Here is a 21698-nt window from a genome sequence, read left to right as displayed (position 1 = left end):
GTCCGCCCGGGTGTAGAGGCGCCGCCTCCGGTGCACCATGGCTGCATGCTGCTGCACCGGCTGGCCCGAGTGTCCCAGGAGGTCGCCGCCACCTCGGCGCGGTCCCGGAAGACGGCCCTGCTCGCGGAGCTGTTCCGGGACGCGGAGGCGGAAGACGTGCCGATCGTCATCCCGTACCTGGCGGGACGGCTGCCGCAGGGCCGGATCGGCGTCGGCTGGAAGGTGCTGAGCCGCCCGGTCGCCCCGGCCACCGAGCCGGGCCTGACCGTGCGGGAGGTGGACGCCCGGCTCGCGGAACTGAGCAAGGTGTCCGGCCCCGGCTCCCAGGCGGAACGGGCCCGGCTGGTCGGTGAGTTGATGGGCGCGGCCACCGAGGATGAGCAACGGTTCCTGCTCGGGCTGCTCACCGGTGAGGTGCGGCAGGGCGCGCTGGACGCCGTCGCGGTCGAGGGACTGGCCCAGGCGACCGGGACGCCCCCGGCGGACGTACGGCGGGCCGTGATGCTCGCGGGCTCCCTCCAGACGGTGGCCGAGGCGCTGCTCGCGGACGGCCCCGCCGCCCTGGACCGCTTCCGCCTCACGATCGGCCGCCCGGTCTGGCCGATGCTGGCGCACAGCGCCTCCTCGGTCGCCGAGGCGGTGGACAAGCTCGGCGCCTGCGCGGTCGAGGAGAAACTGGACGGCATCCGTGTCCAGGTGCACCGGGACGGCGACACGGTACGGCTCTACACCCGCACCCTCGACGACATCACCGGCCGCCTTCCCGAAGTGACGGCCGCCGCCCTGGAGTTGCGGGGCGAGCGGTTCATCCTGGACGGGGAGGTGATCTCCTTCGACGAGGGCGGCCGCCCCCGCTCGTTCCAGGAGACCGCCGGTCGCGTCGGCTCCCGCGCGGACGTGGCGACGGCCGCCCGCGCGGTACCCGTCTCCCCCGTCTTCTTCGACGCACTGTCCGTGGACGGCCGCGACCTGCTCGACCTGCCGTTCGCCGAGCGGCACACGGAGCTGGCCCGGCTGGTCCCCGAGCCGATGCGGGTGCGGCGCACGACGATGTCCGGCCCGGACGACGTGGGCCCGGCGGAGGAGTTCCTCGCCGAGACCCTGAAGCGAGGCCACGAGGGCGTCGTCGTCAAGGCGCTGGACGCCGCCTACAGCGCGGGCCGGCGCGGCGCGTCCTGGCTGAAGGTCAAGCCCGTCCACACCCTCGACCTGGTGGTGCTGGCCGCCGAGTGGGGCCACGGCCGCCGCACCGGCAAGCTCTCCAACCTCCACCTCGGCGCCCGCACCGCCGACGGCGGCCTCGCCATGCTCGGCAAGACCTTCAAGGGCATGACCGACGCCCTGCTGGCCTGGCAGACCGAGCGGCTCCAGCAGCTCGCCGTCGACGACAACGGCCATGTCGTGACCGTACGCCCGGAACTCGTCGTCGAGATCGCCTACGACGGCCTGCAACGCTCCACCCGCTACCCGGCCGGCGTCACCCTCCGCTTCGCCCGCGTGATCCGCTACCGGGAGGACAAGCGGCCGGAGGACGCCGACACGGTGGAGACCCTGCTGGCCGCGCATCCGCAGGTGCACCCGTGAAGCGCAGTGCGGGCCTGCTGCTCTTCCGCCACACCGACGACGGCCCGCAGGTGTTGCTCGGCCACATGGGCGGCCCGTTCTTCGCCCGGCGCGACGCCGGGGCGTGGACCGTTCCCAAGGGCGAGTACGAGTCCGACGAGTCGGCCTGGGCCGCCGCCCGCCGCGAGTTCGAGGAGGAACTGGGGCTGCCCCCGCCCGACGGCGAGGCCATCGCCCTGGGCGAGGTACGGCAGACGGGCGGCAAGATCGTCACGGCGTGGGCGATCGAGGCGGACCTCGACCCGGCGACGATCACGCCCGGCACGTTCCGGATGGAGTGGCCGCCGAGGTCGGGACGGCTCCAGGAGTTCCCCGAGCTGGACCGGGTGGCGTGGTTCGGTCTCGACCGGGCCCGCGAGGTGATCGTCAAGGCGCAGACGGCGTTTCTCGACCGCCTGGCTGAGCACTCGCCCTGAGCAGACGCGCCCGCGTTGCGGTCCCCTCCGTCGCGCGGGAAGGTCGAGACACAGCCCGCACCGAGGGAGGTCAGCCATGCCCATCGCGACGGTGAACCCGGCGAACGGCGAGACGCTCAAGACGTACGAGGCCATGGGCCAGGAGGAGATCGAGCGCCGGCTCCAGCTCGCGGAGGCCACGTTCCGCACGTACCGGACGACGACGTTCGACGAGCGCGCCCGGCTGCTGAACAAGGCCGCAGACCTCCTCGAAGAGGATCAGCAGGACATCGCCCGCGTGATGACCACCGAGATGGGCAAGCCGATCCAGCAGGCCCGGGCCGAGGCCGCGAAGTGCGCCAAGGCGATGCGCTGGTACGCCGAGCACGCCGAGGAACTGCTCGCCGACGAGGAACCCGCCGCCACCGATGTGAAGGACTCGGGCGCCTCACGCGTCCGCGTGCGCTACCGGCCGCTGGGGCCGGTGCTGGCGGTGATGCCGTGGAACTTCCCGCTGTGGCAGGTGATCCGCTTCGCCGCGCCCGCGCTGATGGCCGGGAACGTGGGCCTGCTCAAGCACGCCTCGAACGTGCCGCAGACCGCCCTCTACCTGGAGGACCTGTTCCACCGGGCGGGCTTCACGGAGGGCTGTTTCCAGACCCTGCTGATCGGCTCGGGCGCGGTCGACGAGATCCTGCGCGACGAGCGGGTCAGGGCGGCCACCCTCACCGGCAGCGAGCCCGCGGGCCGCGCGGTCGCCTCCACCGCCGGCGAGATGGTCAAGAAGACCGTGCTGGAGCTGGGCGGCAGCGATCCGTTCGTCGTCATGCCCTCCGCCGACATCGACCGGGCGGCGAAGGTCGCGGTGACCGCCCGGGTGCAGAACACCGGGCAGTCCTGTATCGCCGCCAAGCGCTTCATCGTGCACACGGACGTGTACGACGCCTTCGCCGCGCGTTTCGCCGAGGGCATGCGGGCGCTGAAGGTCGGCGACCCCCTGGCCGAGGACACCGACGTCGGGCCGCTCTCCAGCGAGCAGGGACTGCGCGATGTGGAGGAACTCGTCGACGACGCGGTGCGCGTCGGCGCGGAGGTGCTGTGCGGTGGCGAACGGCCCGAGGGGCCCGGCTGGTACTACGCGCCGACGATCCTCGCCGGCATCACCCGCGAGATGCGCATCCACCGGGAGGAGGCGTTCGGTCCGGTCGCCACGCTGTACCGGGCGGCCGACTTCGACGAGGCCGTTCTGATCGCGAACGACTCACCCTTCGGACTGAGTTCGAACGTGTGGACGCGGGACGAGGCCGAGGTGGACCGGTTCGTACGGGATCTGGAGGCGGGCGGCGTGTTCTTCAACGGCATGACGGCCTCCCATCCGGGGTTCCCCTTCGGCGGGGTGAAGCGGTCCGGGTACGGCCGTGAGCTGTCCGGGCACGGAATCCGGGAGTTCTGCAACATCACGACTGTTTGGCATGGTGCGTGAGTGTTGCGGGGCTACGATCCCGTCTGTGAACCGCGAAGTGACTCTGCCGTTGATCGTCGACGACCACGGGACCTTGCAGGTGGCTGCGGCGGATGTCAGCAAGCTGTTGCGGACGTTGGGGGGTCGGTGGGTGCGGTTGGTGGAGGCCGGGGAGTCGGGGCTGGACGAGGACACGGTCGCGGCGCTGACGATCGAGTTGGCCAAGTTGGCCGATCGGATTGATGTGGCCTGTATTGCGCACAGCAGTGGGGGTGCGACCTGAGCCGGCGACTGCGGGTGTGGGGGGGGTTGATCGCGCAGTTCCCCGCGCCCCTAAAGGGGCAGATCCGCCAGCGTGGACCAGAACATCGCCTCGTAGTGCTGGAGCAGGCGGCCGTATCCGTCTGCCAGGGACTCGTTCAGTTGCCCGGTGTCCAGGCCCGCCTGTACCGCCGCCACGGCCTTCGCGTCCAGCTCGGGTGACGGTTCCGCGAAGAAGTAGAAGAAGGCGCAGGCCTCGTCCGTGAAGCCGTAGTGAGCCCGTAGGGCCTTCGCGATCGTCGCGCAATAGCCGCCCCACGCGGAGAAGTTGGCGGTCAGGGCCAGGACGACGTCCGCCGGTGAGCCGTTGAGGGACAGCCAGGCGACGTACGCGGGGTAGGCCTGGCAGCCGGCGAGGGGTTCGTACGACGCCGCCGTCGTCTCGTCCACGCCGCACGCCTGGCTGAGCGAGGGCAGCAGTTCCTCCGCCAGTGCCTCGCCCTCCGCGAGGCTCCGGAAGAAGGCCGCGGCCTCGGGGGCGGTGACGAGGGAACGCTCGGCCAGATGAAGGAACGCGCGGCGGTCCGCGGGGATCACCCAGGACTGTTCCAGGGCGAGGGCGGCGAGGGCGCTTCGGGGGGCCGTGCCCTGGGCGATCCGGGGGACCAACGGGTTGGACCGCGGGTCCGGGGCGAGTCGGGTGGTGGTCGTCCGCAGCAGGTCCCGGGCCGTGCGCGTCATCGCGTCCTCCGTCGGTGCGTGTCCGTGGACAGGTCTGCCCCGAGCCTGGCACGGGGTCCCCGAAATGGAGCAGTCCGACGCGAAGTCGGCGGCCCACCGGGTGATCGTGGAGGGACCACCCTCTGAGGTGAACCACCTTCTGACCGGGAGGCGAAAGGCCTCCCGGGAGGCGAAAGCAGGCACGGTTCATGGCGACTTTGTGCAGACCCTCGGTGTCCGTTCCAGAGCACGTGATCACGATGGAGGAGACGCTTGAGCTGGCGCGGGAGCGCCACGCCGATCACCCCCAACTGCCGCTGGCCCTCAGGCTGATCGAGAACACCGGCGTACGCACGCGGCACATCGTCCAGCCCATCGAGGAGACCCTGAAACACCCCGGGTTCGAGGACCGCAACAAGCTCTACGAGGCCGAGGCGAAGGCGCGGGTGCCCGCGGTCATCCAGGAGGCACTCGACCACGCCGAGCTGCTCACCACCGATGTGGACGTGATCATCTACGTGTCGTGCACGGGCTTCATGATGCCCTCGCTCACGGCCTGGCTGATCAACGAGATGGGCTTCGACCCGACCACGCGGCAACTGCCCATAGCCCAGCTGGGCTGCGCGGCCGGCGGCGCGGCGATCAACCGGGCGCACGACTTCTGCACGGCCTACCCCGAGGCCAACGCGCTGATCGTGGCCTGCGAGTTCTGCTCGCTGTGCTACCAGCCCACCGACATCGGTGTCGGCTCGCTGCTGTCCAACGGCCTGTTCGGTGACGGTATCGCCGCCGCCGTGGTCCGCGGCCGGGGCGGCGAGGGCGTCAGCCTGGAGCGCAACGGCTCGTACCTGATCCCCAAGACCGAAGAGTGGATCATGTACGACGTACGGGCCACCGGCTTCCACTTCCTGCTGGACAAGCGGGTGCCGGCCACCATGGAGCCGCTCGCCCCGGCGTTGAAGGAGCTGGCGGGAGACCATGGCTGGGACGCCTCCGACCTGGACTTCTACATAGTCCACGCGGGCGGGCCCCGCATTCTCGACGACCTCAGCACCTTCCTGAAGGTCGACCCGCACGCCTTCCGCTTCAGCCGGGCCACGCTCACCGAGTACGGCAACATCGCCAGCGGCGTCGTCCTGGACGCGCTGCGCCGGCTGTTCGAGGAGGGCGGCGCCCAGCACCGGGCACGCGGGCTGCTCGCCGGGTTCGGACCCGGCATCACCGCCGAGATGACCGTGGGCCGCTGGCACCGCGCGGACGAGACGATGTGAGATGAGCGACGAGACGATCACCGAAACGCTGCCCCCGGTCCGGGACTGGCCCGCGCTCGACCTGTCCGGCGCGGACTTCGACCCGGTCCTGCGGGAGCTGATGGACGAGGGCCCGGTCACCCGCGTCAAGCTGCCCAACGGCGAGGGCTGGGCCTGGCTGGTCACCCGCTACGACGACACGCGGATGGTGACCAACGATCCGCGCTTCAGCCGCGAGGCCGTCATGGACCGGCAGGTCACCCGGCTCGCCCCGCACTTCATCCCGGCCCGTGGCGCGGTCGGCTTCCTGGACCCGCCGGACCACACCCGGCTGCGCCGCAGTGTCGCCGCCGCGTTCACGGCGCGCGGGGTGGAGCGGGTGCGCGAGCGGTCCCGCCGCATGCTGGCGGAACTGGTCGAGGAGATGCTGCAGGACGGCCCGCCCGCCGACCTCACGGAGAGTGTGCTCAGCCCGTTCCCCATCGCGGTCATCTGCGAGCTGATGGGCGTCCCGGCCGCCGACCGGCAGGACATGCACCGCTGGACCCAGTTCATCCTGTCCTCCTCGCACGGCGCCGAGGTCAGCGAGAAGGCCAAGCAGGAGATGAGCTCCTACTTCGCCGATCTGATCGGTGTGCGCGAGGGCAGCACGGGCGAGGACGTCGCGTCCCTGCTCGGTGCCGCCCTGGGCCGTGGCGAGATCACCCTGGAGGAAGGGGTGGGACTCGCGGTGCTCCTCCAGATCGGCGGCGAGGCGGTCACCAACAACAGCGGCCAGATGTTCTACGTGCTGCTGACCCGGCCCGACCTGGCCGACCGGCTGCGCGCCGAGCCGGAGATCCGCCCCCAGGCCATCGACGAACTGCTGCGCTGGATCCCGCACCGCAACGCGGTCGGCCTGTCGCGGATCGCCCTGGAGGACGTGGAGATCAAGGGGGTGCGGATCCGGGCGGGCGACGCGATCTATGTGTCGTACCTGGCCGCGAACCGCGACCCCGACGTCTTCCCCGACCCGGAGACGATCGACTTCCTGCGCAGCCCCAACCCGCATGTGTCCTTCGGGTTCGGCCCGCACTACTGCCCGGGCGGCATGTTGGCCCGGCTGGAGTCGCAACTCCTGGTCGACGCGCTCCTCGACGGCGTGCCGGGCCTGCGGCTCGCCGTACCCGCCGAAGAGGTGCCGTTCAGGAAGGGCGCGCTGATCCGCGGGCCCGAGGCCCTGCCCGTGACGTGGTGAGCGGGCGATGACGACGACGGAAGGACTGCTCGTACCACCCGGCCACGGCCGGGTGGTACAGGCTCCTGCCCAGCACGTCACGTTCAAGGTGACCGGCTCGCACTCGCGCATGGCGTCCACCTTCGAGGTGGTCGTGCCGCCGGGTTTCGACGTCGGCGCCCATGTGCACACCCGCAGCGAGGAGTTGTTCTACGTACTCGAGGGCGAGCTGGACGTCCTCGCCTTCGAACCGCGCATCCGCACCCCCGACACCTGGCAGAAGTGGGAGTCCCCTTCGGGCAACCGGGTGGTGCGCGCGACGCCCGGAACGGTGATCGTCGTACCCCCGGGCTGCCCGCACGCGTTCGCCAACCCGACGGACGAACCCGCGAAGATGTTCTTCCAGGCGAGCCCGCCGCCGGATCACGAGCGGTACTTCGAGGAACTGCTGGAGATCCTCGGCAGCGGGGGCCCGCCCGATCACGCCGCGATCCAGGAGCTGCGGGCGAGGTACGACATCGAGCAGCTGACGCCGCTCAGACACCGTTAGCGGATGGGCGTACCGGCCAGGGTCCGGGCGATGACGAGGCGCTGGATCTCGCTCGTGCCCTCGAAGATGGTGTAGATCGCGGCATCGCGGTGCATCCGCTCCACCGGGTACTCCCTGGTGTAGCCGTTGCCGCCCAGGATCTGGATCGCCTGGCCGGTGACCTGCTTGGCCGTCTCGCTCGCGAACAGCTTGGACATCGAGCCCTCGGCGGCGGTGAACGGCTTGCCGTTGACCGCCATCCAGGAGGCGCGCCAGACGAGGAGCCGGGCCGCGTCGATGGACGTCCGCATGTCGGCGAGCTGGAACGCCACGCCCTGGTTGTCGATGATCGGCCGGCCGAACTGCTCGCGTGTCTTCGCGTAGTCCAACGCGACCTCGTACGCGGCCCGGGCGGTACCGACCGCCATGGCGCCGACCGCGGGGCGAGACGCCTCGAACGTGGCCATCGCCGCGTTCTTCACGCGCTCCCCGCCCTGCTTGGCCCGCTCCCGGGCGCGGGCGAGGCGTTCGTCCAGCTTCTCCTTGCCGCCGAGCAGGCAGGAGCCGGGAACGCGCACGTTGTCCAGGACGACCTCGGCGGTGTGCGAGGCGCGGATGCCGTGCTTCTTGAACTTCTGCCCCTGGGCCAGACCCGCGGTGCCCGCCGGGACGATGAAGGACGCGTGCCCCTTGGAGCCGAGCTCGGGGTCGACCACCGCGACCACGACATGGACGTTGGCGATGCCGCCGTTGGTCGCCCAGGTCTTGGTGCCGTTGATCACCCACTCGTCCTTGGCCTCGTCGTACACGGCCCGCGTCCGCATGGAGGCCACGTCGGAGCCGGCGTCGGGCTCGGAGGAGCAGAAGGCGGCGACCTTGACATCGTTGGCGTCGCCGTACATCTGGGGGATCCAGGTGCCGATCTGCTCCTCGGTGCCGTTGGCGAGGACGCCGACGGCGGCGAGGCCGGTGCCGACGATGGACAGGGCGATGCCCGCGTCGCCCCAGAACAGCTCCTCCATCGCCATCGGTATGCCGAGGCCGGTGGGGTCGAAGTACTGCTGGGCGTAGAAGTCCAGGGAGTAGATGCCGACCTTGGCGGCCTCCTGGATGACCGGCCAGGGAGTCTCCTCACGCTCGTCCCATTCGGACGCCGCGGGGCGGATCACATCGGCGGCGAAGCCGTGCAGCCAGTCCCGGACCTCCTTCTGTTCGTCGTTGAGCTCCATGGTGAACTCGGCCATGTCGTCCCCTCCAGCGGCGGCACACGTGCATGTTACTTGCGGTAACACCATCCTGTTACCGGTCGGTAGTCGAAGTCAACTCCTACCGACCGGTCGGCACCCGTTCGATGTGCGGTGCATGCTTGGGTGTTAGTTTGCGCTGGCGTCATCGAATCAGCACGGGTGGGGAGAGCACATGGACACCACGCAGCGGACCGATCAGCAACGGTCCGCCGACCGCCGGCGGCGCGAGCTGCTGGAGGCCGCCGACCGGGTGGTGCTGCGCGACGGCCCGCAGGCCTCGATGAACGCGATCGCCGCGGAGGCGGGCATCACCAAGCCGATTCTGTACCGGCACTTCGGCGACAAGGGCGGACTTTACGCGGCCCTTGCCAAGCGGCACACGGACGCCTTGCTGGACTCACTGCGGGCGGCGCTCGACGCTCCGGCCGACCGGCGGGAGCGGGTCGAGGCGACGTTGGACACGTACCTCACGGCGATCGAGCTGCGGCCCCAGGTGTACCGGTTTCTGATGCATCCGGCGGAGGGGAGCCAGCCGGGGGATCAGGGGTTCGATGTCGGCAAGCACAGTGCGCCGTTGTTGCGGCGGATGGGTGAGGAACTCGCGCAGGTCATCGAGGACCGGCTGGATCTCGGGCCGGGCGGACAGCAGCTGGCGCGGGTGTGGGGGCATGGGATCGTCGGCATGATGCATGCGGCCGGGGATTGGTGGCTGGGAGAACGGCCTTGTTCCCGTAGTGAGTTGGTGCGGAGTTTGGCGGACCTGTTGTGGGGGCGTCTTGCTGCTGCGGGAGACAAGGTCGGCGGTCCGGGGTTCTGACCGTCATGTCTCGACTGACGGCCGGTGGGGGTTGTTCGCGCAGTTCCCCGCGCCCCTGAGGAACTACTCAGCTCGGCGCCAAGAAGCCCGGGCCACCTGGCGCATCAGTTTGCGGTGGCGCCGGCCTGTCAGGTGATCTGCGTAGATACGGCCTTCCAGGTGGTCGCACTCGTGTTGCAGGCAGCGGGCGAAGAAGCCCGTGCCGTGGACGGTGACCGGGTCTCCGGTCATCGTGAAGCCCTCGACCACCGCGTGGTCGTGGCGCTCCGTGCCCGCTTCCAGGCCCGGCAGGGACAGGCAGCCCTCCGGGCCCCGGATCACCACTCCGTCGGCCTCGACCAGGCGCGGGTTGACCACATGGCCCAGGTGGCGGACGTCCTCGTCGTCCGGGCAGTCGTAGACGAAGACCCGCAGCGACTCGCCGATCTGGTTGGCGGCGAGGCCGACGCCCTGGGCGGCGTACATGGTCGCGAACAAATCCTCGACGAGCCGGGCCAGTTCGGGGCCGAAGTCGGTGACCTCGACGCAGGGGGTGTGCAGGAGCGGGTCGCCGTGCAGCGTGAGGGGTCTCACGCGGCCGTGGGCGCCGGGGATGGGGCTGTGTCGCATGGCGGCAAGAGTAAGGTCCTTGTCGGTCCGCGCCTCCCACACGAGTTCGCCACAGTGCCGCGGTTCGGGAGTGCTAATGGATCTCGATAGGCTGAGGTCCACACCACGTGGCCGTCAGGCTTCAAGGCGCGGCGCGTACGCAAGGAGGATCGAGAACTGATGGCAGGCAACTCGGACCCGCTCTCGCCGCGGGCCAAGCTGGCCGTGACCGCGGGCAAGGCGGTCGCAGCGGCATCCCGCGCCGCAGGGCGCGGCAGCGGTTCGGTGATCGGCGGCCGGGTGGCGCTGAAACTCGACCCCGACCTCCTCGCCCGGCTCGCGCAGAACCTGGACGTGATCCTGGTCTCGGCGACGAACGGCAAGACCACCACCACCCGGCTCATCGCCGAGGCACTGCGGGCGGCCGGACCGGTCGTCTCCAACGCCCTCGGCGCCAACATGCCGGCCGGCATCACCTCGGCGCTGGCGGGCAGCTCGGAAGCCCGGTACGGCGTGATCGAGGTCGACGAGAAGTACCTCGCCGGTGTCGCGCGGGACACCGCCCCCAAGTGCATCGCCCTGCTGAACCTCTCCCGCGACCAGCTCGACCGGGCCGCCGAGACGCGGATGCTCGCCGAGAACTGGCGGGAGGGACTCGCGGGCTCCAAGGCCGTGGTCGTGGCCAACTGCGACGACCCGCTGGTCGTGTGGGCGGCGTCCTCCTCCCCCAATGTGATCTGGGTCGCGGCCGGGCAGATGTGGAAGGACGACGCCTGGTCCTGCCCGTCGTGCGGTGGCGTGATGCAGCGCCCGGGCGACGACTGGTTCTGCGGTGAGTGCGGCTTCCGCCGTCCGACGCCGAGCTGGGCGCTCTCCGGCGACCACGTCCTCGACCCGCACGGCTCGGCCTGGCCGATCCACCTCCAGCTGCCCGGCCGCGCCAACAAGGCCAACGCCGCCTCCTCGGCCGCCGTCGCCGCCGTGTTCGGGGTGCCGCCGCAGGTCGCGCTGGAGCGCATGTACCAGGTGCAGGCGGTGGCGGGGCGGTACGACATCGTCCAGTTCCAGGGCCGTGACCTGCGGCTCCTGCTCGCGAAGAACCCGGCCGGCTGGCTGGAGACGTTCTCGCTGATCGACCCGCCGCCGACCCCGGTGATCCTCTCCGTGAACGCGCGCGGCGCCGACGGCACCGACACCTCCTGGCTGTGGGACGTCGACTACACGCGTCTGACCGGTCACCCGATCTGCGTCGTCGGCGACCGGAGGCTGGACCTCGCGGTCCGGCTGGAGGTCGCCGACCAGCACTTCCAGGTCTACGAGAACCTCGACCAGGCCGTGGCGGCGTGCCCGCCGGGCCGGATCGAGGTCATCGCCAACTACACGGCGTTCCAGGATCTGCGCCGCCGCGTCGGCAACTGAGCACGAGACGTCAGGGGACTTTTGTGAGCGACAACCAACTGCGGGTCGTCTGGATCTATCCCGACCTGCTCAGCACCTACGGCGACCAGGGCAACGTCCTCGTCGTGGAGCGCCGTGCCCACCAGCGCGGCCTGGACGTGGCCCGGCTGGACGTGCGCAGCGACCAGCCGATCCCGACCTCCGGCGACATCTACCTGATCGGCGGCGGCGAGGACCGTCCGCAGCGGCTCGCGGCCGAGCGGCTGCGCCGGGACGGCGGTCTGCAGCGGGCCGTGGAGAACGGCGCCATCGTGTTCTCCGTGTGCGCCGGCTATCAGATCCTCGGCCACGAGTTCATCAACGACCTCGGCCAGCGCGAGCCCGGCCTCGGGCTGCTGGACGTGGTGTCGGTGCGCGGCGAGGGCGAGCGGTGCGTCGGTGACGTGCTGGGCGACGTCGACCCGCGCCTCGGTCTGCCCCCGCTGACCGGCTTCGAGAACCACCAGGGCGTGACCCACCTGGGCCCCACCGCCCGCCCGCTCGCCCAGGTGCGCTTCGGCAACGGCAACGGCACGGGCGACGGCACGGAGGGCGCGTACAACGACACCGTCTTCGGCACGTACATGCACGGCCCCGTGCTCGCGCGCAACCCGCTGATCGCGGATCTGCTGCTGAAGCTGGCGCTCGACGTCAACGCGCTGCCTCCGACCGACGACCGCTGGTACGAGGCACTGCGGGACGAGCGCATCGCGGCTGCTCAGCAGCCTGCGTAGGCACTGCGTCGCAGCCTGCCCGAGGTACGCGTCAACCTGCTGGTCAACAGCCCGTCTGACGGCACATCCGCACAGGTGAGCGGGGTAGTCCAGCAGGCGGACGCGCGGTTCGGTCCCGCCCCTTCCTGACGCTAGGGTGGCGGGAATTCGAGCCGGACAACGTGGTCCGGTCCCCGGCCCACGTTGAGAAGGTATTTCGGGCTATGCGTATTGGTGTCCTCACGTCCGGCGGCGACTGCCCCGGCCTGAACGCCGTCATCCGGTCCGTCGTACACCGCGCCGTCGTGGACCACGGCGACGAGGTCATCGGCTTCCGGGACGGCTGGAAGGGCCTCCTGGAGTGCGACTACCTCAAGCTCGACCTCGACGCGGTGGGTGGCATCCTCGCCCGCGGCGGCACGATTCTCGGGTCCTCCCGGGTCCAGCCCTCCCATCTGCGGGACGGTGTGGAGCGGGCCAAGGGCCATGTCGAGGAGCTCGGCCTCGACGCGATCATCCCCATCGGCGGTGAGGGCACCCTCAAGGCCGCCCGGCTGATGTCGGACAGCGGCCTGCCCGTCGTGGGTGTGCCGAAGACCATCGACAACGACATCGCGGTCACGGACGTGACCTTCGGCTTCGACACGGCCGTGGGGGTGGCGACCGAGGCCCTGGACCGGCTGAAGACCACCGCCGAGTCCCACCAGCGGGTCCTGGTCGTCGAGGTCATGGGGCGGCACACCGGCTGGATCGCGCTGCACTCCGGCATGGCGGCCGGCGCGCACGCCATCGTCGTCCCCGAACGGCCCTTCGACATAGAGGAACTGACCCGGCGGGTCGGCGAGCGGTTCGAGGCCGGCAAGCGCTTCGCGATCGTCGTGGCGGCGGAGGGGGCGAAGCCCCGGGCCGGGTCCATGGAGTTCGACGAGGGCGGCAAGGACATCTACGGGCACGAGCGGTTCGCGGGGATCGCGCGGCAGCTGTCCGTGGAGCTGGAAGGGCGGCTGGGGAAGGAAGCCCGGCCCGTCATTCTCGGGCATGTGCAGCGGGGTGGTACGCCCACCGCCTACGACCGGGTGCTCGCCACGCGGTTCGGGTGGCATGCGGTGGAGGCCGTGCACCGGGGTGAGTTCGGGCAGATGACCGCGCTGCGCGGGACCGACATAGTGATGGTGTCGTTGGCCGAGGCCGTGAAGACGCTGAAGACCGTGCCGGATGAGCGGTACGCCGAGGCGGAGACCGTTCTCTGAGGTTGCTGTAACTTCGCCCCCGGTCACATGTGTGGCCGGGGGCGGTTCTACTCTTGTGGGCGGACAGATTGCTGCACACCCCCACGAAACAGGAGCCGGCGGAATGGATCACAGCGGGCACGGCATGACCATGGATCTGCCGCCGTTCACGCTGGGACGAGGGCTGGAGTGGTCGGCGGACCCGTTCTTTCTCGTCGCCTGCCTGCTCGGTCTGGGGCTCTACGGGTGGGGTGTCGTGCGGCTGGTGCGGCGCGGGGACAAGTGGCCCGTGGGTCGGACCGTCGCCTTCGTCATCGGTGTGCTGACCATCGCGCTCATGATGTGCACCCGGCTGAACGACTACGGCATGGTCATGTTCAGCGTGCACATGGTGCAGCACATGGTGATCAGCATGGTGTCGCCGATCCTCGTCCTGCTCGGCGCCCCGATCACGCTGGCGCTGCGCGCCCTGCCGACGGCGGGGCGGGGTCGCAAGGGGCCCCGCGAGCTGCTGCTGATGTTCCTGCACAGCCGGTACATGCGGATCGTCACGCACCCGGCGTTCACGATCCCGCTGTTCATCGCGAGCCTGTACGGGCTGTACTTCACGCCGCTCTTCGACACCCTGATGGGCTCCAAGCCGGGGCACATCGGGATGATGGTGCACTTCTTCGCCGTCGGCATGGTGTTCTTCTGGCCGATCATGGGCGTGGACCCGGGGCCGCACCGTCCCGGCTACCTGATGCGGATGCTGGAGCTGTTCGCGGGCATGCCGTTCCACGCCTTCTTCGGCATCGCGCTGATGATGGCGTCCGAGCCGATGGTCGGGACGTTCGAGAACCCGCCCGCCTCGCTCGGCATCGAGGCGCTCTCCGACCAGAACGCGGCGGGCGGCATCGCCTGGGCGTTCAGCGAGATCCCGTCCGTGCTGGTGCTGATCGCCCTGCTGTTCCAGTGGTACGCCTCCGACCAGCGCCAGGCCAGGCGCAAGGACCGGGCCGCCGACCGCGACGGGGACAAGGAGCTGGAGGCGTACAACGCCTATCTGGCCTCGTTGAACACGCAGGGGCGCTGAAGCCGGCTCTCGTAAGGACCGTGCGCGCCGGGCCTCCACCAGGCACCATGGAGGCATCGGACCACGAGGAGGGTGTTGCGATGCCCGGTTCCACGCACGGTTCAAACTCGACCAAGACCATGGGAGTGCTCACCCTCGGTGGCCTCGTCGTGGTGACGGCCTACACGGTGGCGCTCGGAAGCAACGGCTGGCTGTGGTTCGGCTGGGTCGTCCTGGGACTGATCACCCTCGGGCTGGTGGTGACCACCCGCAGCACCTGACGGCTCACTCCCGGGTCAGCCGGCCCGCCGAGTGCACGCCCGGCTGGTACTTCGGGATCCGGACGGTGATCTTCATGCCCGCGCCCGTGGCGGTCTCGATGACGAGGCCGTAGTCGTCGCCGTAGACCTGGCGGAGCCGGTCGTCGACGTTGGAGAGCCCTATGCCGCCCGAGGGGCTGACCTCGCGGGCGAGGATGCGGCGCAGCAGGTCGGGGTCCATGCCGGCGCCGTCGTCCTCGATGACGACGAGCGCCTCGGCACCCGCGTCCTGGGCCGTGATCTGGATGCGGCATTTGTCCGCCTTGCCCTCAAGGCCGTGTTTGACGGCGTTCTCGACGAGCGGCTGGAGGCAGAGGAAGGGCAGGGCGACGGGCAGCACCTCCGGGGCGATCTGGAGGGTGACGGAGAGGCGGTCGCCGAAGCGTGCCCGTACGAGCGCCAGATAGTGGTCGATGGCGTGGAGCTCGTCGGCGAGGGCGGTGAAGTCGCCGTGCCTGCGGAACGAGTAGCGGGTGAAGTCGGCGAACTCCAGGAGCAGTTCGCGGGCGCGCTCGGGGTCGGTGCGGACGAACGAGGCGATCACCGCGAGCGAGTTGAAGATGAAGTGCGGGGAGATCTGGGCCCGCAGCGCCTTGATCTCGGCCTCGATGAGGCGGGTGCGGGACTGGTCGAGGTCGGCCAGCTCCAGTTGGACGGACACCCAGCGGGCCACCTCACCGGCCGCCCGGACCAGGACCGCCGACTCACGGGGCGCGCAGGCGACGAGGGCGCCGTGCACGCGGTCGTCGACGGTGAGCGGGGCGACGACCGCCCAGCGCACCGAGCAGTCGAGGATGTCGCAGGTGAGCCGGAAGGCCTCGCCGCGGCCGGTGTCCAGGGCGCCCGCGAGGCGTTCCATGATCTCGGTGCGGTGGTGGGCGCCGTCACCGTCCCAGACCAGGACCTGTTCGCGGTCCGTGAGGCAGAGGGCGTCCGTGCCGAGCAGGGAGCGCAGTTTGCGGGCGGACTTGCGGGCGGTCTCCTCGGTCAGGCCGGCTCGCAGCGGGGGTGCGGCGAGGGAGGCGGTGTGCAGGGTCTCGAAGGTGGCGTGCTCGACGGGGGTGCCGAGGCCGCCGAGGCTCTTGTCCCGTGCGGTGCGCCGGCCCAGCCAGACCCCGGCGGCCAGCACCGGGAGCACGGCGACGCACAGGCCCGCCAGGAATCCGCTCATGGCGTCTTCACCTCCGTGCGCAGTTCCTCGGGTAGGTGGAAGCGGGCCAGGACGGCCGCCGTGCCCGGGGGCACCCGGCCGGGGGTCGCCAGGGAGACCAGGATCATGGTGAGGAAGCTCAGCGGCACCGACCACAGGGCGGGCCAGGCGAGCAGGGCGTGCAGCGCGCCCTTGCCCGGGTAGCCCGCCATGGTCGCGGCGACGGCGAGCAGGGCGGAGCCGCCGCCGACCAGCATGCCTGCGGCGGCACCGGGCGGGGTGAGCCGCCGCCACCAGATGCCGAGGACGAGCAGCGGGCAGAAGGAGGAGGCGGACACCGCGAAGGCGAGCCCGACGGCGTCGGCGACCGGGAGCCCGCCGACGAGGACGCTGGCCACGAGGGGCACCGCCATGGCGAGGACCGTGCCGAGCCGGAAGTGCCGTACGCCCCGGGACGGCAGGACGTCCTGGGTGAGGACGCCCGCGACCGCCATGGTCAGCCCCGAGGCCGTGGACAGGAACGCGGCGAAGGCACCGCCCGCCACCAGCGCGCCCAGCAGGTCCCCGCCCACTCCCCCGATCATGCGGTCGGGCAGCAGCAGGACGGCGGCGTCCGGGTCTCCGGTGAGGGTGAGTTCGGGGGCGTAAAGGCGGCCGAGTGCGCCGTAGACGGGCGGCAGGAGGTAGAAGGCGCCGATCAGGCCGAGGACCACGACGGTGGTGCGGCGGGCGGCGACGCCGTGCGGGCTGGTGTAGAAGCGGACCACGACGTGCGGCAGGCCCATGGTGCCGAGGAACGTGGCGAGGATCAGCCCGTACGTGGCGTACAGCGGGCGTTCCCCGCGGCCCTCGTCCTGCGAGGGCGACAGGTCGCCGCCGCCGCTGCGCTCGGCCGCGGGGACGGTCGCCCCCGCGGCGAACGTGAGCCGGGTGCCGCGTTCGATGTGGTGGGTGCCCGCGGGGAGTTCGAGGCGGGAATCGGTGTGCGCACGGCTGTCCACGGTGCCGGTCACCGTGACCGTCAGTGGTCGGTCGAGCGTGAGGGCGATGCTGTCGTCCACCCGGACGACGCGCTGTTCGCGGAAGGTGGCCGGTTCGTCGAAGGCGTGGCGCGGGGCTCCGTCGTGCTGCCAGGCGAGGACCAGGAACAGGGCGGGGACGAGCAGGGCGGTGAGTTTCAGCCAGTACTGGAAGGCCTGTACGAAGGTGATGCTGCGCATGCCGCCGGCGGCGACGGTGGCGGTCACGACGACGGCGACGATCACTCCGCCGAGCCAGTCCGGCGCCCCGGTCAGCACGGTCAGGGTCAGTCCGGCGCCCTGGAGCTGGGGCAGCAGGTACAGCCAGCCGACCCCGACGACGAAGGCGCCGGCGAGGCGCCGTACCGCCTGGGAGGCGAGGCGGGCCTCGGCGAAGTCGGGGAGGGTGTAGGCGCCGGAGCGGCGCAGCGGGGCGGCGACGAAGAGCAGCAGGACCAGGTAGCCGGCGGTGTAGCCGACCGGGTACCAGAGCATCTCGGGGCCCTGGACCAGGACGAGTCCCGCTATGCCGAGGAAGGAGGCGGCGGAGAGGTACTCGCCGCTGATGGCGGCGGCGTTGAGGCGGGGGCCGACGGTCCGGGAGGCGACGTAGAAGTCGGAGGTGGTGCGGGAGATGCGCAGGCCGAAGGCGCCGACCAGGACCGTGGCGACGACGACCAGGGCGACGGAGGGTATGGCGTAGCCGGAGTTCATGGGGGCGGCTTCAGCGGTCTTCGACGAGGCGTACGAAGTCGCGTTCGTTGCGCTCGGCGCGGCGGACGTACCAGTGGGCGAGCAGGACGAGCGGGAGGTAGAGGCCGAAGCCGAGGACGGCCCATTCGAGGCGGCCGGTGCCGGGCGTCGCGGCGAACAGCAGCGGCAGCGGGCCGACGAGCAGGCCGAGGATCGCGAACACGGTGAGGGCGGCGCGCAGTTGGGTGCGCATCAGGGAGCGGACGTAGGTGTGGCCGAGAGTGGTCTGTTCGTCGATCTCGGTGCGCGGGCGGTAGTAGCCGGAGGCCCGGTGGGTGCGGCGGGTGCGGCGGGGCGGGGCGGTGACGACGACGCGGCGTTCGGTGTGGTCCTGGGGCACTGTCACGGCCTCCTCATGAGCAGGTCGCGCAGTTCGCGCGTGTGGCGGCGGCTGACCTGGAGTTCCTCGGAGCCGACGAGGACGCTGACGGTACCCGCGTCGAGGCGGAGTTCGCCGATGTGGCGCAGGGCGACGAGGTGGCGGCGGTGGATGCGGACGAAGCCGCGCGAGCGCCAGCGCTCCTCCAGGGTGGACAGCGGGATACGGACCAGATGGCTGCCCTGGCCGGTGTGCAGCCGGGCGTAGTCGCCCTGGGCCTCGACGTGGGTGATGTCGTCGACGCTGACGAAGCGGGTCACGCCGCCGAGCTCGACGGGCAGGTGGTCGGGGTCGGGTTCGTGCACGGGTATGCGCGGGGCGGCGCCGCGCAGCTCGGCGGCGCGGCGGACGGCCTCGGCGAGGCGTTCCTTGCGGACGGGCTTGAGGACGTAGTCGACGGCCTTGAGGTCGAAGGCCTGGACGGCGAAGTCCTCGTGGGCGGTGACGAACACGATGAGCGGGGGCCGGGCGAAGCCGGTGAGCAGCCGGGCCAGGTCGAGGCCGTCGAGGCCGGGCATCTGGATGTCGAGGAAGACGACGTCGATCGCCTCGGGGCCGCCGGGGCCGGACTCCAGGGCGCGGTTGATGCGGCGCAGCGCCTCGGTCGCGTCGCCGGCGCCCTCCGCGCTGCCGATGCGGGGGTCCGCCTGCAGCAGGTAGAGCAGTTCCTCCAGCGAGGGGCGTTCGTCGTCGACAGCCAGGGCGCGCAGCATGAACCCGGAGTGTAGGGGCGATCCGTACGTGTGGACATGTGCCGGGGGTGCACGTTCCCGCTGGATACAGTGCCCGCATGAACAGCAGGTCCACGCCGTTCGACGAACTCGACCGGAAGATCATCACCGCGCTGATGGCGAACGCCAGGACGTCCTTCGCCGAGATCGGCACGGCGATCGGGCTGTCGGCCACGGCGGTCAAACGCCGGGTCGACCGGCTGCGCGAAACGGGTGTGATCACCGGTTTCACGGCCACGGTGAAGCCGTCGGCGCTGGGCTGGCGCACGGAGGCCTACGTCGAGGTGTACTGCGAGGGCGCGGCCCCGCCGCGACGGCTCGCGGAGGTCGTGCGCGACTACCCGGAGATCACGGCGGCGATGACGGTGACCGGCGGCGCGGACGCGCTGCTGCATGTGCGGGCCCGGGACGTGGAGCACTTCGAGGAGGTGCTGGAGCGGATCCGCCAGGAGCCGTTCATCCGGAAGACGATCAGCGTGATGGTGCTGTCGCATCTGCTTCCGGAGAGCCCGGAGGCGGGGGCCAGCCATCCCGCGCCGGAATAGCCCGGGAGGCGGCGCACTACACGTGCGCTGACCGGGCTCAAGACGCAGCGTTCCTGCGTGAAGACGCAACTGATGTTTCTTGTGGACCGCCTCCGTCACTTCCTACCTTGGTGTCAACCCTCAGTCACACACCGTTAGGAAGCGGAGGTACCCCTCTGTGCCCGACTCCCGTGTGCCGCGCCGGCGGCGCTATCTCGTCTGCGAACCCAGACACTTCGCCGTGCAGTACGCGATCAACCCCTGGATGCACCCCGACGAACCCGTCGATGTCATCCGCGCCCTGGACCAGTGGCAGGCGCTGGTCGACGCCTACCGGGTCCACGGCCATACCGTGGACAGTGTGAAACCGGTTCCCGGCCTGCCCGACATGGTCTTCGCCGCGAACGCGGCGGTCGTCGTCGACGGCCGCGTCTTCGGCTCCCTCTTCCACGCGCCCGAGCGCCGTCCCGAGTCCGTGCCGTACGAGGCGTGGTTCAAGTCGGAGGGCTACGAGGTCTACCACCCCGAGTCGGTGTGCGAGGGCGAGGGCGACCTGGTGCCCGCCGGGCGCTGGATGCTGGCCGGGACGGGTTTCCGTACCACCCGGGAGGCCCACAGCGAGGTGCAGGAGTACCTGGGGGTGCCGGTGATCAGCCTGACGCTGGTGGACCCGTACTTCTACCACCTGGACACGGCGCTGTTCGTCCTCGACGACGGGCACGACGGGAACATCGCCTACTACCCCGAGGCGTTCTCCCCGGGCAGCCGCGAGGTGCTGGCCCGGCTGTACCCGGACGCGGTGCTCGCCACCCGCGAGGACGCGATGGCGTTCGGGCTCAACTCCGTCTCCGACGGGCGCCATGTGTTCATCTCACCGGGGGCGACGGCCCTGGCCGGGCAGCTCGCCGACCGCGGCTACGTCCCCGTCCCCGTCGACCTGTCCGAGTTCCAGAAGGCCGGTGGCGGCATCAAGTGCTGCACCCAGGAGATCCGGGAGATCCGTTCATGACCGCACCTGTCCGCACCCGTGACTCGCAGGAACTCATCCGCGCGGAGGAGCCGGTCCTCGCCCACAACTACCATCCGCTGCCCGTGGTCGTCGCCCGCGCCGAGGGCACCTGGGTGGAGGACGTGGAGGGGCGGCGCTACCTCGACCTGCTGGCCGGCTACTCGGCGCTCAACTTCGGCCACCGGCATCCGGCGCTGATCGAGGCGGCCCGTCGCCAGCTCGACCGGCTGACCCTCACCTCGCGCGCCTTCCACAACGACCGGCTCGCCGAGTTCGCCGAGCGGCTGGCCGCGTTGACGGGCCTGGACATGGTGCTGCCCATGAACACCGGCGCGGAGGCGGTGGAGAGCGCCGTGAAGGTGGCCCGCAAGTGGGCCTACGACGTCAAGGGCGTCCCGGACGGCCGGGCGACGATCGTGGTCGCCGCGGACAACTTCCACGGGCGTACGACGACGATCGTCAGCTTCTCCACGGACGAGACGGCGCGGCAGGGCTTCGGTCCCTTCACGCCGGGCTTCCGGATCGTGCCGTACAACGACCTGGCCGCGCTGGAGGCGGCGATCGACGAGACGACGGCGGCGGTGCTGATCGAGCCGATCCAGGGCGAGGCGGGGGTCATCATCCCGGACGACGGCTACCTGGCCGGCGTGCGCGAGCTGACCCGGCGCGAGGGATGCCTGTTCATCGCCGACGAGATCCAGTCCGGGCTCGGCCGTACCGGCGGCACCCTGGCGGTGGAGCACGAGTCGGTCGTCCCGGACATGGTGCTGCTGGGGAAGGCGCTGGGCGGTGGCATCGTGCCGGTCTCGGCGGTGGTGGCCCGCCGGGAGGTCCTCGGGGTGCTGCGGCCGGGCGAGCACGGCTCGACCTTCGGCGGCAACCCGCTGGCCGCCGCGGTCGGCACGGCGGTGGTCGAACTGCTGGAGACGGGCGAGTTCCAGCGCCGCGCGGCCGAGCTGGGCACGACCCTGCGGGACGGCCTGACCGAACTGGTCGGCAAGGGCGTCGTCGGCTTCCGCTCGCGGGGCCTGTGGGCGGGCGTCGACATCGACCCGGCCCTCGGCACCGGACGCGAGGTCAGCGAACGCCTCATGCGGGAGGGAGTCCTGGTCAAGGACACCCACGGCTCCACGATCCGCCTGGCACCGCCGCTCACGATCACGGGCGAGGAGCTCGCGGGGGCGCTCACCGCGCTGGAGCGGGTGCTGGGGTAGGGCGGCGCCCCGGCCGCCCCGACCGGACCTGCACAAGCCGCCCCCGCACGCGGGAAAG

General features: G+C 71.0%; 22 protein-coding genes and 1 pseudogene. 16 read left to right on the top strand and 7 right to left on the bottom strand.

The window, feature by feature from the left end:
• Positions 1 to 45: 45 nt before the first annotated feature.
• The 4 genes from ACFT4A_RS01025 to ACFT4A_RS01010 all read left to right on the top strand — a co-directional run bounded on the left by ACFT4A_RS01025 (position 46) and on the right by ACFT4A_RS01010 (position 3763).
• Positions 46 to 1584 (top strand): ATP-dependent DNA ligase, encoded by a 1539-nt coding sequence (locus ACFT4A_RS01025; protein WP_382824743.1) that lies wholly within the window; start codon positions 46 to 48, stop codon positions 1582 to 1584.
• On the top strand, positions 1581 to 2039 hold the full coding sequence (locus tag ACFT4A_RS01020; RefSeq protein WP_382824741.1) for an NUDIX domain-containing protein: 459 nt from the start codon (positions 1581 to 1583) through the stop codon (positions 2037 to 2039). Before ACFT4A_RS01025 ends, ACFT4A_RS01020 begins: the two co-directional genes overlap by 4 nt.
• Positions 2040 to 2115: 76 nt before the next feature.
• On the top strand, positions 2116 to 3501 hold the full coding sequence (locus tag ACFT4A_RS01015; protein WP_382824740.1) for an NADP-dependent succinic semialdehyde dehydrogenase: 1386 nt from the start codon (positions 2116 to 2118) through the stop codon (positions 3499 to 3501).
• 25 nt (positions 3502 to 3526) lie between these two features.
• Positions 3527 to 3763, top strand: coding sequence for a DUF6213 family protein (locus ACFT4A_RS01010; protein WP_215122895.1), 237 nt, complete (start codon positions 3527 to 3529; stop codon positions 3761 to 3763).
• A gap of 50 nt (positions 3764 to 3813) precedes the next feature.
• Here ACFT4A_RS01010 and ACFT4A_RS01005 read toward each other — a convergent pair whose 3' ends face one another.
• Entirely contained in the window at positions 3814 to 4482 is a 669-nt protein-coding gene (locus ACFT4A_RS01005; RefSeq protein WP_382824738.1) for a transcriptional regulator, read from the bottom strand.
• A gap of 182 nt (positions 4483 to 4664) precedes the next feature.
• Between ACFT4A_RS01005 and ACFT4A_RS01000 the strand changes: the two are divergent.
• The 3 genes and pseudogenes from ACFT4A_RS01000 to ACFT4A_RS00990 all read left to right on the top strand — a co-directional run.
• Positions 4665 to 5732 (top strand): annotated as a pseudogene (locus ACFT4A_RS01000) (type III polyketide synthase); the annotation flags it as partial.
• 1 nt (position 5733) lies between these two features.
• Positions 5734 to 6948, top strand: a complete 1215-nt coding sequence (locus ACFT4A_RS00995) for a cytochrome P450 (RefSeq protein WP_382824736.1) — start codon at positions 5734 to 5736, stop codon at positions 6946 to 6948.
• Positions 6949 to 6955: 7 nt separating this feature from the next.
• Positions 6956 to 7477, top strand: a complete 522-nt coding sequence (locus ACFT4A_RS00990; RefSeq protein ID WP_382824734.1) for a cupin domain-containing protein — start codon at positions 6956 to 6958, stop codon at positions 7475 to 7477.
• Here ACFT4A_RS00990 and ACFT4A_RS00985 read toward each other — a convergent pair.
• The gene (locus ACFT4A_RS00985; protein WP_382824733.1) at positions 7474 to 8700 is read right to left on the bottom strand and encodes an acyl-CoA dehydrogenase family protein; all 1227 of its coding nucleotides are present in this window, start codon (positions 8698 to 8700) and stop codon (positions 7474 to 7476) included. The two genes, ACFT4A_RS00990 and ACFT4A_RS00985, sit on opposite strands and share 4 nt — an antisense overlap.
• 175 nt (positions 8701 to 8875) lie before the next feature.
• On the opposite strand from ACFT4A_RS00985, the gene ACFT4A_RS00980 reads away from it, so the two are divergent.
• Positions 8876 to 9520: a TetR family transcriptional regulator gene (locus ACFT4A_RS00980; protein ID WP_382824732.1), complete on the top strand. Its 645-nt coding sequence runs from the start codon at positions 8876 to 8878 to the stop codon at positions 9518 to 9520.
• A 63-nt stretch (positions 9521 to 9583) separates the two neighbouring features.
• On the opposite strand, the gene def is transcribed toward ACFT4A_RS00980, so the two are convergent.
• The gene (gene def / locus ACFT4A_RS00975) at positions 9584 to 10129 is read right to left on the bottom strand and encodes a peptide deformylase (protein WP_382824731.1); all 546 of its coding nucleotides are present in this window, start codon (positions 10127 to 10129) and stop codon (positions 9584 to 9586) included.
• Positions 10130 to 10288: 159 nt separating this feature from the next.
• Here def and ACFT4A_RS00970 point away from each other — a divergent pair, with 159 nt between their 5' ends.
• From ACFT4A_RS00970 to ACFT4A_RS00950, 5 genes are all read left to right on the top strand, one after another.
• Positions 10289 to 11527, top strand: a complete 1239-nt coding sequence (locus ACFT4A_RS00970) for a MurT ligase domain-containing protein (RefSeq protein ID WP_189724382.1) — start codon at positions 10289 to 10291, stop codon at positions 11525 to 11527.
• 23 nt (positions 11528 to 11550) lie between these two features.
• Positions 11551 to 12279 carry a type 1 glutamine amidotransferase gene (locus ACFT4A_RS00965; RefSeq protein ID WP_382824730.1) on the top strand — a complete coding sequence of 243 codons (729 nt, stop codon included), beginning with the start codon at positions 11551 to 11553 and terminating at the stop codon, positions 12277 to 12279.
• 203 nt (positions 12280 to 12482) lie between these two features.
• Positions 12483 to 13508: a 6-phosphofructokinase gene (locus ACFT4A_RS00960; protein ID WP_356663673.1), complete on the top strand. Its 1026-nt coding sequence runs from the start codon at positions 12483 to 12485 to the stop codon at positions 13506 to 13508.
• 103 nt (positions 13509 to 13611) lie between these two features.
• On the top strand, positions 13612 to 14562 hold the full coding sequence (locus ACFT4A_RS00955) for a cytochrome c oxidase assembly protein (protein WP_382824729.1): 951 nt from the start codon (positions 13612 to 13614) through the stop codon (positions 14560 to 14562).
• Positions 14563 to 14642: 80 nt separating this feature from the next.
• Positions 14643 to 14822 (top strand): hypothetical protein, encoded by a 180-nt coding sequence (locus ACFT4A_RS00950; protein ID WP_382824728.1) that lies wholly within the window; start codon positions 14643 to 14645, stop codon positions 14820 to 14822.
• Positions 14823 to 14826: 4 nt separating this feature from the next.
• Here the strand turns inward: ACFT4A_RS00950 and ACFT4A_RS00945 are convergent, their stop codons facing one another.
• From ACFT4A_RS00945 to ACFT4A_RS00930, 4 genes are read right to left on the bottom strand one after another with little or no spacing between them, the layout of a single operon-like run.
• The gene (locus ACFT4A_RS00945; protein WP_382824727.1) at positions 14827 to 16032 is read right to left on the bottom strand and encodes a sensor histidine kinase; all 1206 of its coding nucleotides are present in this window, start codon (positions 16030 to 16032) and stop codon (positions 14827 to 14829) included.
• Positions 16029 to 17744 carry a cation acetate symporter gene (locus tag ACFT4A_RS00940; RefSeq protein ID WP_382824726.1) on the bottom strand — a complete coding sequence of 572 codons (1716 nt, stop codon included), beginning with the start codon at positions 17742 to 17744 and terminating at the stop codon, positions 16029 to 16031. Before ACFT4A_RS00940 ends, ACFT4A_RS00945 begins: the two co-directional genes overlap by 4 nt.
• Before the next feature lie 10 nt (positions 17745 to 17754).
• Complete coding sequence (locus ACFT4A_RS00935; RefSeq protein WP_382825206.1) at positions 17755 to 18123, bottom strand: hypothetical protein; 369 nt, start codon at positions 18121 to 18123, stop codon at positions 17755 to 17757.
• Positions 18124 to 18125: 2 nt separating this feature from the next.
• Complete coding sequence (locus ACFT4A_RS00930; RefSeq protein ID WP_382824724.1) at positions 18126 to 18875, bottom strand: LytR/AlgR family response regulator transcription factor; 750 nt, start codon at positions 18873 to 18875, stop codon at positions 18126 to 18128.
• 77 nt (positions 18876 to 18952) lie between these two features.
• Between ACFT4A_RS00930 and ACFT4A_RS00925 the strand changes: the two genes are divergently transcribed.
• The 3 genes from ACFT4A_RS00925 to rocD all read left to right on the top strand — a co-directional run bounded on the left by ACFT4A_RS00925 (position 18953) and on the right by rocD (position 21640).
• Positions 18953 to 19438, top strand: coding sequence for an Lrp/AsnC family transcriptional regulator (locus tag ACFT4A_RS00925; RefSeq protein WP_184599229.1), 486 nt, complete (start codon positions 18953 to 18955; stop codon positions 19436 to 19438).
• 157 nt (positions 19439 to 19595) lie between these two features.
• Positions 19596 to 20426 carry a dimethylargininase gene (gene ddaH, locus ACFT4A_RS00920; protein WP_382824723.1) on the top strand — a complete coding sequence of 277 codons (831 nt, stop codon included), beginning with the start codon at positions 19596 to 19598 and terminating at the stop codon, positions 20424 to 20426.
• Complete coding sequence (gene rocD / locus ACFT4A_RS00915; RefSeq protein WP_382824721.1) at positions 20423 to 21640, top strand: ornithine--oxo-acid transaminase; 1218 nt, start codon at positions 20423 to 20425, stop codon at positions 21638 to 21640. Before ddaH ends, rocD begins: the two co-directional genes overlap by 4 nt.
• The last annotated feature ends 58 nt before the right edge of the window (positions 21641 to 21698 follow it).

The sequence above is a fragment of the Streptomyces sp. NPDC057099 genome, from assembly GCF_042671245.1.
GTDB classification, from domain to species: domain Bacteria; phylum Actinomycetota; class Actinomycetes; order Streptomycetales; family Streptomycetaceae; genus Streptomyces; species Streptomyces purpurascens.
The sequence above is the reverse complement of the archived record's forward strand: the minus strand, read 5'-3'. Positions and strand labels throughout refer to the sequence as shown.